The following is a 10,884-nucleotide window of genomic DNA, read 5'->3' as shown; positions in this document are numbered from 1 at the left end:
CACGACCTGCCGTGCGGCTTTCGCACCCACACCCGTGTGGCGGTCAGTCCTCGAGCGCGATGTCGGCCCACACCTGCTTGCCGCCGCTCACCGGCAGCGTCCCCCAGGCGACCGACACGGCCTCCACGAGCAGGATGCCGCGGCCGCCGGTGGCCTCCCAGCCGATGTTGGTGGGTTTCATCGGGGTGCGCGGCGAGGCGTCGGCGACGGCGACCCGGAGCCGGTGGTTGACCAGGGTGAGGTCGAGGCGGACCTGGCCGTCGGTGTGCACGAGGGCGTTGGTGACGAGCTCGGAGACCACGAGCAGCACGGTGTCCAGGTCGTCCGCGGGTACGCCCCAGGCGCGCAGGGTGCGCTTGGTGAAGCGGCGGGCGTGCCGGGCGGCCTCCGGCACCCGCCACACCGTCCAGCTCTCCCTGAGCGGGCGCACGGCCATGCCGTCGTAGCGCATCAGGAGCAGGGCGACGTCGTCGCTGCGGTGGGCGTTGCCGAGCAGGGCGTCGGCGACCAGACCGAGGTGGGCGGGGTCGGACGCGGCCAGGTCGTGGGCGAACCGGTCCATGCCGACGTCGATGTCGGCGTCGGCTGACTCCACCAGGCCGTCGGTGGTCAGCGCGAGCACGGTGCCGGGCATGAGATGCAGCGGGGCCATGGGGAAGTCGGCCCGGTCGACCACGCCGAGCGGCGGGCCGCCCTCGGTCTCGACGACCTCCGTTACGCCGTCCGGGTGACGCAGCACCGGGGGCAGGTGTCCGGCGCGCACGCACCAGGCTGTGCCCTCCTCCATGTCCACGTCGACGTAGCAGCAGGTGGCGAAGAGGTCAGACTCCATGTCCATGAGGAGCCGGTTGGCGTGCGAGACCACCACGTCCGGGGTGTGGCCCTCGGCGGCGTAGGCACGCAGGGCGGTGCGCATCTGGCCCATGAGGGTGGCGGCGGCCGCGCTGTGGCCCTGGACGTCGCCGATGACGAGGGCGACGTGGTTGTCGGGCAGCGGGATCACGTCGTACCAGTCGCCGCCCACCTCCAGCCCGGCGGTGGTGGGCAGATAGCGGGCCACGGCGACCGCGCCGGCCAGCTTGGGCAGGCGGCGTGGCAGGAGGGTGCGCTGGAGCATGCCGACGAGCTCGTGCTCGGCGTCGAAGGCGTGGGCGCGCATCAGGGCCTGGCCGGCCAGTCCGGCGGAGGCGGTGAGCAGGGCGCGTTCGTCGGGGCCGAACTCGTGCGGGCTGTCCCAGCCGATCAGGCAGGCGCCGGCCATGCGGCCGCCGGCGGGCAGCGGCAGCACCGCGAGGCCACCGGGACCGACCTCGGCGAGGGCGGGTTCCAGGGTGGTGCCGGCGGCCCAGATCTGGGCGCGGCCCTCGCGCAGGGCGGCGGCGAGGGTGGGCATGGCCCGGACGGGGGCGTCGGGCCACTCCGTGCGCCACTCGGAGCGCCACACCTCGGGCCAGACGTCGGGTTCTGGCGGGTCGAGGACGGTGACCACGAGACGGTCGTTCTCCAGCTCGGCGAGGGCGAGCCGGTCGGCCTGGAGCGGCTTGCGCAGGGCGTTGACGACGGCCTGACCGACGTCCTTGACGGTGCCGGCGGTGGCGAGCGCCGCGGCCAGGCGCTGGACGCGGGCCACGTCGGTGACGTCGGAGCGCAGCTTGGAGGTGTCCGTCACGGTGCCGACCAGGAGCGCGGGCCGGCCCTCGCCGCCCGGGACCATCCGTCCGCGCAGCCGGAGCCACTTGGGCGGCCCGGAGGGCTGCAGGACGCGGAACTCCAGCTCGCGGTCGCCGATGGACATGTGGTCGGCCTCGACGACGGACATCAGCGCGGGCAGGTCCTCGGGCACGGTCATCCCGAGCAGGGTCTCGACCTTGCCGTCGAACTCGTCGCGGCCGATCCCGAACAGCTCCAGGATCTCGTCGCCGACATCCACGCGGCCGGTGTCCATGGCCAGGCTGAAGGCGTCGGCGGGCAGCTCACCGGTGGCGGTGGCCCCGGGCGGGGCGGGCAGGGCGACCGAGTCGGCGATCAGTTCCAGGCACCGGCGGTCCTCGGAGTCGAAGCCGCCGACGCGCTCGCTCACGGCGAGGAGACAGCCGTCGCCCGCCCGCACCGGCAGGGCCGCCACGAAGAACTCCCGGGACGGTGTGCGGCGCGCCTCGGGGCAGGCCGCCAGTTCCTCGGGGCCGAGCCACATCGGCTGCCCGGTGCGGTGGGCCTCGGCGAGCGGGGACTGCGCGGAGGCGGGATAGCCGTCGCGCAGCCCGTACAGCGTGCGCGGCAGCCCCGCGGACTCCGCGAGGCGGAGCACGGCACCGTCCTCGCTCGGCGTGTACACGCCGACAAAGGACGCCCCGGCGAAAACGAGTGCCTGTTCGATGACGCGGTGCAGTCGATCGGGCGCGTCGGGGCCGGTCATGACCGTTTCAAGGGCAACTTCGGCACGCTCCCTCCTCGTTCTGCGTACCGCAGCGCCCTCACTGACCACGTCCGCCATTACAGCGCTTATGGGCCGTCCGCGCAGCCCCTGCGACCGTTCCGTGGAGCTCACGGGGGTCCGGCGCGGCCCGCTCGCCGTGCGCCGCGCGCCGCCAGGAGAGAGCCTTGACCCCTGGGGGGTGAGACGCGCGGCCGTACGAGGAGGTGGTCGGCGTGTCCGACGGGCAGAAGCCCGCGCAGGCGCCGGAGGCCACCGGTACGCGGGTCGGCCGACCGCTGCTCTCCTTGTCGCTGGCCACGATGATGGACGAGGTCCACGCCCACTCCGGGGCGGTGTACCTGCTGGCGAACGACGAGCCGGTACTGGAGATGGCGGTGGTGGCTGGGCTGCCCCGGGCGTTCGCGGCGCCGTGGGAGCGGGTGGGGCTGAGCGCGCCGATCCCGGTCGCGGAGGCGGTCCGCGGCCGGCGGCTGGTCTGGGTGGGCGGCGAGGACGACATGGCCCGGCGCTACCCCCGTATCGCGGTGGTCCTGCCCTATCCCTTCGCGCTGGCCGCCCTGCCCGTGGCCACCGCGGCCAAGGCGTACGGCGCGGTCTTCGTGACCTGGCCCGGTTCGCATCCGCCGGAACTGTCCGACCGGGAGCGTGAGCATCTGACCGCGGCCTGTGACCGGCTCGCGGTGCGCCTGGAGCGGGCGGCGCAGGACAACCGGCCGATCCCGCGCGAGCCCGATCTGCTGGCGTCGACCGTGACGGGGGTCGCGGGCACCCTGGGCACGGTCGAGGCCGCGCGGATGGTGGCACGGCTGCCGTACGGGCTGGTGTCGCTCGATCTGCACGGCCAGGTCGGGTTCGCCAACGCGGCGGCGGCCGAGCTGCTCGACACACCCGCCGGTGAGCTCCTCGGCACCCATCTGTGGGCCTCGGTGCCCTGGCTGAACGACCCGATGTACGAGGACCGGTACCGGGCCGCCCTGATCAGCCAGCACGTGACGTCGTTCGTGGCGCTGCGCCCGCCGGGCGACTGGCTGTCGTTCCGGCTCTACCCGAGCACGACCGGGCTGAGCGTGCGCATCAGCAGGGCACGGGCGGTGGCGGAGATGGGGCGGGCCGCTCCGCAGACCGGTGCGGGACGGTCCCGTCTGGTCACCATCTCCCAGGTGCTGAGCCTGGCCGGAGCGCTGACCGAGGCGGTGGGCGTGCAGGACGTGGTGCAGCTGGTCGCGGACGAGATCGTCCCGTCCGTGGGTAGTCAGGCCGTGGTGCTGCTCGGGTCGCAGGGCGGGCGGCTGCACGTGCTGGGGCACCGCGGGTATGCGAACCCGCACCATGTCGAGCGGTTCGACGGTATTGCGCTGTCCGAGCGGATGCCGGGCACCCACGTCCTGACCACGGGGGTGCCGGCGTTCTTCGACACCCGGCAGCAGCTGGACCGCCTGTATCCGGGGCTGACCGGGCTGCCGGGCGGCTTCGCGGCCTGGGCCTATCTGCCGCTGATCGCGTCAGGGCGGCCGGTGGGGACCTGTGTGCTCGCCTACACGGAGCCGCATGTCTTCCCAGCGGACGAGCGGGCCGTTCTGACAAGCCTGGGCGGGCTGATCGCGCAGGCCCTGGCGCGGGCACTGCTGTACGACGCCAAGAACCAGTTGGCGCACGGTCTGCAGGAGGCCCTGCTGCCGCGCTCCTTGATGCCGCCGCCGGGCATCGAGGCGGCCGCGCGCTATCTGCCGGCCACTCAGGGCATGGAGATCGGCGGCGACTTCTACGACGTGGTGCCGACCCGGCCGTTCGCGGCGGCGGTGATCGGGGACGTCCAGGGACACAACGTGACGGCGGCCGGGCTGATGGGGCAGATCCGCACCGGGGTACGCGCGTTCGCCACCGGCGGCCAGGCGCCGCAGGAGGTGATGGCCAGCACCAACCGGCTGCTCGTCGACCTCGGCGCCGATCTGTTCGCGAGCTGTCTGTATCTGCGGCTCGATCCGGTCAACGAGCGTGCCGTGATGGCCCGTGCGGGGCATCCGCCACCGCTGCTGAGACGGCCGGACGGGCGGGTGCGCGTCCTGGACCTGGCCGGGGGGCCGCTGCTCGGTATCGACGCGGAGGCGACGTACCCGACGACGGAGGTCGACCTCGCCACGGGCTCGGTCCTCGTCCTGTACACCGACGGCCTCGTCGAATCGCCCGGCGTGGACATCGAGGACGCCCTGGCCGACATGGGTGACCTGCTGAACACGATCGGGGAACGGCCGCTGGAGCAACTGGCCGACGAACTCGTCGCGCACAGCGTGGCGGCACGGGAGCGGGCCGACGACGTGGCGGTGCTGCTGCTGCGGGCGCTGGGGCCCGCCTGAGCCGCGGCGGACCCGCCTCGTACGACGACGCGGTCCGGCCCTCCCGCCGGAGAGCCGGACCGTCCACCGCCGGCCGGAACCGCTGGTGAGGCCGATCAGTGGGTCTGGGTTCAGCCGATCTGCGTCTTCAGCCGGTCCAGGCTCGACCGGCCCTGGTTCAGTGGCCCTGGTTGACGGCCGAGCCGTCGCCCGCGCCGGTACCCGGCTGGTGGCCCGTACCGGTCGCGTCACCGGTGCCGGACTGGTCGCCCGCACCCGCACCGGACTGGTCGCCCGCACCCGCACCGGACTGGTCGCCCGCACCCGCACCGGACTGGTCGCCCGTACCCGCCGGGTTGGTCGCCGTCGCGGACGGGTCGGCCGTGGCGGACGGGTCAGCCGTGGCGGACGGGTCGGCCGTGGCGCCGGACTGGTCGCCGCCGCCCACCGCGTCACCGCCGGCACCGGACTGGTCCCCGGCACCCGCACCGGCACCCGCACCGGCGTCGCCGAGCGTCGCGCCGGTCGCCTGCAGGGCGGCGGTCACCGGCTGGAAGAAGGTCTCGCCGCCGCTGGTGCAGTCGCCGCTGCCACCGGAGGTCAGGCCGACCGCGCCGCCGTCCTGGGTGAACAGGGAGCCGCCGCTGTCGCCGGCCTCGGCGCAGACGTTGGTCTGGATGAGTCCGGTGACCGTGTCGACGCCGTTGGGGTCGGTCTCGCTCTGGAAGTTGACGGTGGCGTCGAGGCCGGTCACCTGGCCGTCGTGCAGACCGGTGGTGGAGCCCATCCGGAAGACCGTCGTGCCGACGGTGGCGTCCACGGCCTGCTTGATCTGGACGGGTGCCTGGCCGTTGCCGACGTTGACCTCGCTCGGCGCCTGGGTGGTGGCGTCGTTGTACTTGACGAGCGAGAAGTCGCCCTGGCCGGGGAAGGTGGCCTGGTCCACGGTGGCGATGGGCTGCCCGTTCTGGGAGTCGGACCAGTCCTTGGCCGCGACACCGCAGTGACCGGCCGTCAGGAAGGCGGGGCTGCCGTCGGACGCCTTGACGTTGAAGCCGAGGGAGCAGCGGACGTTGCCGCCCTGCACCTGGGAGAAGATGGCGTCGCCGCCCGACACGAAGGTCTTGAACGTGCCGGCGGACTTCTTGATGGTCGCCATGCCCGAGCCGAGGCCCTGGACCGTCGACTCCAGTCTGTTCCACTTTGCGCCCGTGACGGTGCTGTCGGCGGTGACCAGGACCTTGTTGGTCCTGGGGTCGACGGCCCAGGAGGTGCCCGGGATGGTCGCCTTGGTCTTCAGGGTCTGGGCGGCGGCCTTGAGTTCGGAGGTGCTGTTCTCCACCTGGCGGACGACCGCGCCCGCCTTCTTGGCCTGGACGATGAGATTGTTGTCGCCGCTGACCACGTTGACGACGAGCTGCTGCTTGCCGGAGTCGTAGTAGGAGCCGGCGAAGGCGTCACCGAGCGCCTTCTGGAGCTGCGCGGCCAGGTCCGAGGCGTCATTGGCCTTCATGGTCCTGGGAGCGCCGGCGGCATCCGCCGAGCCGCCGTCCTGGGACGCCATCGCGTTCGGCAGCAGAAGGGCCGCCGCTCCGAGCGCCGCGACACCGCCCACCGCTATCGCGGCCTTGCGCTTCGGCATTCGCTTGTGACTCAAACTTCTCGACCTCCAAGGGACGGGGTCTCTGCCGATGTCCGGCAGTTGATCGGGGGGCGCCTGGATGGCTGTAGGTACGGACGGGTCGAGCGCGGCGTTCAATTCCGTTTGCCAACTTGCTTTGCGTGACGGTGAATCGGCCACGCCGCGCGTGTCGCGGGGCACGGTCGGGAACAATCGCCCATATGACGATGACGACCGCCGAAGCCGACAAGATCCTCTCCGCCAACTTCGCCCCGTGGGTCCTTGAACTCGGGCTGTCGGTCCAAGCATTGGACGAGAGGCGTGCGGTGCTGCGTCTGCCCTGGTCGGATCGGCTTTCCCGGGAGGGCGGAGGGATGTCGGGACAGGCCCTGATGGCCGCCGCCGACACCGCGACGGTGATCGCCGTGTCGGCCGCGCGCGGTGGCTTCGTCCCGATGACGACGGTGCAGCAGTCGACGTCGTTCCAGCGGGCGGTGGCCGGTTCGGATGTCCTGATCGAAGCGGTGCTGAGCAAGCTGGGCCGGCGGATGGCGTTCGCGGACATCACGATGACCGACGAGGGCTCCGGGCAGATCGCCGCGCGGGCGAGCACGGTCTACGCACTGCTGGACTGACACGGCCTGCGCTGCCGCGCTGACACGGTCGGCGACCTCTGGGACCTCCGAATCGACACGGTCGGCAACCGTCCGGACACGGTCCGTTCCGGACCCGGACCGGAATCCCTGCTTCAGGGAATCTGCACATTGAATACTCAACCAAGTCACCGGGTCCGGCGGTTCTGCACAATCGCGTGCCCCTCCTCGCGCCTTCGGCGCGGAGTGCCGGATTGCCCGCCCCGGGGCAAGCGTTTGTCTGCGCCGATGCCGTGCGCCATGTGAAGGAGTCGCCGACAAGCCGTGCGCGCGCCCTCACCGATGGGTCCCTGCGAAGGTCAAGTTCCCAGGTGAGACGCCTGGTTGATTGGCTGCGCGAGCCGCGTGCGTGCTTTGATCCATCGCGTCGCGGGAGCCGCGAAGGGCTTCCCGAAAGGGTGCCCGGCGCCCGCGGTCGCGGCCGTCCATCTGTTCTCGGAGGGGGCCGCTCTCCCCCTTGTGAAATATTCGTATGAAGGGAAGTTCCATCATGAACTCCACCCCCCAGGTCGAGACCGTCGAGATCTCGGACGCCGAGCTGGACAACGTCTCCGGCGGCCTTTCCGTGAACGCCCTCAACACCGTCACCGGTGCCGTGAACGGCATTGCCCCGGTTTCCGGCCTGGCGGACACGGCCGTCGGCACCGTCGAGGGTGTCACCGGTCTGAACACCGCCCCGGTCGCCGGCCTGGTCGCCGGTCTCTGATCGCACCTCGCTGCCGTTGAGTCCCGGAGCCGTATCCCGGCTCCGGGACTCTCGGATGCCCAGAACCATGTCGTGGCGCAGCCTCTCCCACAGGTGAGGGAAGTTCCGTGCAGTTCCGTCAACAGGCCCTCGCCAAGCTCCAGTCGCCGGAGGAGCTCGACCTTCCGGTGCGTCTCGCCCGCCCGCAGGGCTGGCTGGCGCTCTGCGTCGCCGTCGTCGTGATGGCGGCCGCCTCCGTCTGGGCGGTGACCGGCTCGGTCGCCTCCACGGTGAGCGCGCAGGCCATCCTCACGCACGGGCAGGGCAGTTACATCCTGCAGAGCCCCGTCGCCGGCCAGGTCACCGCCGTCCTCGCCCGGCAGGGTGAGCGGCTGCCCGCAGGCTCGCCCGTCCTGAAGGTCCGTACGAGCCAGGGCGACTCGGTCGTCCGCACGGTCGCCGCGGGCCGCGTCACCGCACTCGCCGCCACCATCGGGCAGATCATCAGGACCGGCGCGAACGTGGCCGCGGTGGAGAAGGTCGCCCATTCCTCGGACCCGCTGTACGCGACGGTGTACGTCCCCGCCGAGAACGCGGCCTCCGTCCCCGCCGACGCCACGGTCGACCTCACCGTGTCCTCGGTGTCCGCGCAGCGGTACGGCGTGCTGCGCGGCCATGTGAAGTCGGTGGACCGCACCGCCCAGTCCGCCCAGTCGATCGCCGCGTTCCTCGGGGACAGCCAGCTGGGCGAGCAGTTCACCGGGAAGGGCCGCCCGGTGGCCGTCCTGGTGAGGCTGGACCGGTCGCCCTCGACGAGGAGCGGCTACCGGTGGTCGTCCGCGAGCGGCCCGCCGTACCGGCTCGACTCCATGACCCTGGCCACGGCCTCGATCCGGCTGGCCGACCAGCGACCCGTCGATTGGCTGCTCCCGTGACGACCGCTCAGCAGACCCGCGGCCGCCGGCGCGCCGCACCGGCCGGGCGCCCGGTCCCCAAGGGCCGCGGGCGGACCGTCCGTACGCCCACCGTGCTCCAGATGGAGGCGGTGGAGTGCGGTGCCGCCTCCCTCGCCATGGTGCTCGGGCACCACGGCCGCCATGTCCCGCTGGAGGAGCTGCGCATCGCCTGCGGTGTCTCCCGTGACGGCTCGCGCGCCAGCAATCTGCTGAAGGCGGCGCGCGGTTACGGCCTGACCGCCAAGGGCATGCAGATGGACCTGGCCGCCCTCGCGGAGGTGACGGCACCGGCCATCCTCTTCTGGGAGTTCAACCACTACGTCGTCTACGACGGCATGGGGCGCCGCTTCGGACGGCGCGGCGTCCATATCAACGACCCCGCCAAGGGCCGCCGTTTCGTGCCCTTCGAGGAGTTCGACGGGAGCTTCACCGGGGTCGTCCTGGTCATGGAGCCGGGGGAAGGCTTCGCGAAGGGCGGGCGCAGGCCTGGCGTCCTCGGCGCGATGCCGGCCCGGCTGCGCGGCACTGCGGGCACCATGCCCGCCGCGGTGCTGGCGAGCCTGCTGCTGGTCGCGGTCGGCGCGGCGGTGCCGGCGCTCAGCCGTACCTATATCGACATGTTCCTGATCGGCGGCCAGACCTCGCTGCTGGGTGTGCTGTTCGCGTCGATGGGCACCTGCGTGCTGCTCACGCTGGTGCTGACCTGGCTCCAGCAGGCCAACCTGCTGCACGGCCGCATCATCTCCTCCACCCTCTCCAGCGCCCGCTTCCTGCGGCATCTGCTGCGGCTGCCGGTGACGTTCTTCGCCCAGCGCAGCCCCGCCGACCTGGTGCAGCGGCTCCAGTCCAACGACCAGGTGGCCGAGACCCTGGCCCGTGACCTCGCGGCGGCGGGTGTGGACGCGATCGTGGTCGTGCTCTACGCGGTGCTGCTCTACGCCTACGACCCGCAGCTCACTCTCGTCGGCATCGGTGTGGCGCTGCTCAACGTCGTGGCGATGCGCCTCGTCGTACGGCTGCGCGCGACCCGTACGGCGAAGCTGCGGGCGGACACCGCACGGCTCACCAACACGGCCTACACCGGGCTCCAGTTGATCGAGACGATGAAGGCGACAGGCGGCGAGGACGGCTATTTCCGCAAGTGGGCGGGACAGCACGCCACCACCCTGGAGGAGCAGCAGCGGCTCGGGGCGCCCAGCGCCTGGCTCGGCGTGGTCGCGCCCACGCTGGCCACCCTGAACAGCGCGCTGATCCTCTGGATCGGCGGTATGCGGGCGGTGGAGGGCCATATCTCGGTCGGTCTGCTGGTCGCCTTCCAGGCACTTGTCACCCGCTTCACGGCGCCGCTCACCCGGCTGAACGGCGTGGCGGGCCGCATCCAGGACTTCGCGGCCGACGTGGCCCGTCTGAAGGACGTGGAGAACTTCCAGGCGGACCCGCTCTACGCCCGCCCCGGCGGCGGTGACTCCACGCGTCGGCTGCACGGCCATGTCGAGCTGGAGAACATCTCCTTCGGCTACAGCCCCCTGGACAAGCCCCTGCTCACCGGCTTCGACCTGACCGTCGGACCCGGGCAGCAGGTGGCGCTGGTCGGCGGCTCGGGCAGCGGCAAGTCGACGGTCTCCCGGCTGATCTCGGGCCTGTACGCGCCCTGGGAGGGGGTGATCCGCATCGACGGGCAGCGGCTGGAGGACATTCCGCGGGGCGCGCTCGCGTCCTCGGTGTCCTTCGTCGACCAGGACGTGTTCCTCTTCGAGGGCTCGGTCCGCGACAACGTGGCGCTGTGGGACCCGTCGATCCCGGACGACGCGGTGGTGGAGGCGCTGCGGGACGCGGCCCTGTACGACGTCGTCGTGCGGCGGCCCGGCGGTATCCACAGCAAGGTCGAGCAGGACGGCCGGAACTTCTCCGGCGGTCAGCGTCAACGTCTGGAGATCGCACGGGCGTTGGTCCGCCGGCCCAGCATCCTGGTGCTGGACGAGGTGACCAGCGCGCTGGACGCGGAGACCGAGCTGGTCGTCATGGACAATCTGCGCCGGCGCGGCTGTGCCTGTGTGGTGATCGCCCACCGGCTGAGCACCGTGCGCGACAGCGACGAGATCGTCGTCCTCCAGCACGGCACGATCGTGGAACGCGGCCGGCACGACGAGCTGGTGGCGCGCGGCGGAGCATATGCCGCGCTGGTCAGGGAGCGGTGAG

The 10,884-nt window shown here is 72.1% G+C and carries 7 protein-coding genes; 5 read left to right on the top strand and 2 right to left on the bottom strand.

Features of this window, described 5'->3' with window-relative positions; all coding sequences use genetic code 11:
* Positions 1–43: 43 nt before the first annotated feature.
* Positions 44–2,494 (bottom strand): SpoIIE family protein phosphatase, encoded by a 2,451-nt coding sequence (locus N8I87_RS36315; protein WP_263215097.1) that lies wholly within the window; start codon positions 2,492–2,494, stop codon positions 44–46.
* Between the two features lie 146 nt (positions 2,495–2,640).
* On the opposite strand from N8I87_RS36315, the gene N8I87_RS36310 reads away from it, so the two are divergent.
* Positions 2,641–4,791 (top strand): SpoIIE family protein phosphatase, encoded by a 2,151-nt coding sequence (locus tag N8I87_RS36310; protein WP_411577326.1) that lies wholly within the window; start codon positions 2,641–2,643, stop codon positions 4,789–4,791.
* Between the two features lie 157 nt (positions 4,792–4,948).
* Here N8I87_RS36310 and N8I87_RS36305 read toward each other — a convergent pair whose 3' ends face one another.
* Positions 4,949–6,412 (bottom strand): S1 family peptidase, encoded by a 1,464-nt coding sequence (locus tag N8I87_RS36305; protein WP_263215095.1) that lies wholly within the window; start codon positions 6,410–6,412, stop codon positions 4,949–4,951.
* 200 nt (positions 6,413–6,612) lie between these two features.
* Between N8I87_RS36305 and N8I87_RS36300 the strand changes: the two genes are divergently transcribed.
* The 4 genes from N8I87_RS36300 (at position 6,613) to N8I87_RS36285 (ending at position 10,883) form a co-directional block, all read left to right on the top strand.
* Positions 6,613–7,026 carry a PaaI family thioesterase gene (locus N8I87_RS36300; protein ID WP_263215094.1) on the top strand — a complete coding sequence of 138 codons (414 nt, stop codon included), beginning with the start codon at positions 6,613–6,615 and terminating at the stop codon, positions 7,024–7,026.
* A 508-nt stretch (positions 7,027–7,534) separates the two neighbouring features.
* On the top strand, positions 7,535–7,750 hold the full coding sequence (locus N8I87_RS36295) for a type A2 lantipeptide (protein ID WP_263215093.1): 216 nt from the start codon (positions 7,535–7,537) through the stop codon (positions 7,748–7,750).
* Between the two features lie 107 nt (positions 7,751–7,857).
* Positions 7,858–8,664, top strand: a complete 807-nt coding sequence (locus tag N8I87_RS36290; RefSeq protein WP_263215092.1) for an HlyD family efflux transporter periplasmic adaptor subunit — start codon at positions 7,858–7,860, stop codon at positions 8,662–8,664.
* Positions 8,661–10,883, top strand: a complete 2,223-nt coding sequence (locus N8I87_RS36285; RefSeq protein WP_263215091.1) for an NHLP family bacteriocin export ABC transporter peptidase/permease/ATPase subunit — start codon at positions 8,661–8,663, stop codon at positions 10,881–10,883. Before N8I87_RS36290 ends, N8I87_RS36285 begins: the two co-directional genes overlap by 4 nt.
* Position 10,884: the final 1 nt, after the last annotated feature.

Origin of the sequence: Streptomyces sp. HUAS 15-9 (assembly GCF_025642155.1) — a bacterium.
Classification (GTDB): Bacteria; Actinomycetota; Actinomycetes; order Streptomycetales; family Streptomycetaceae; genus Streptomyces.
The sequence above is the reverse complement of the archived record's forward strand: the minus strand, read 5'-3'. Positions and strand labels throughout refer to the sequence as shown.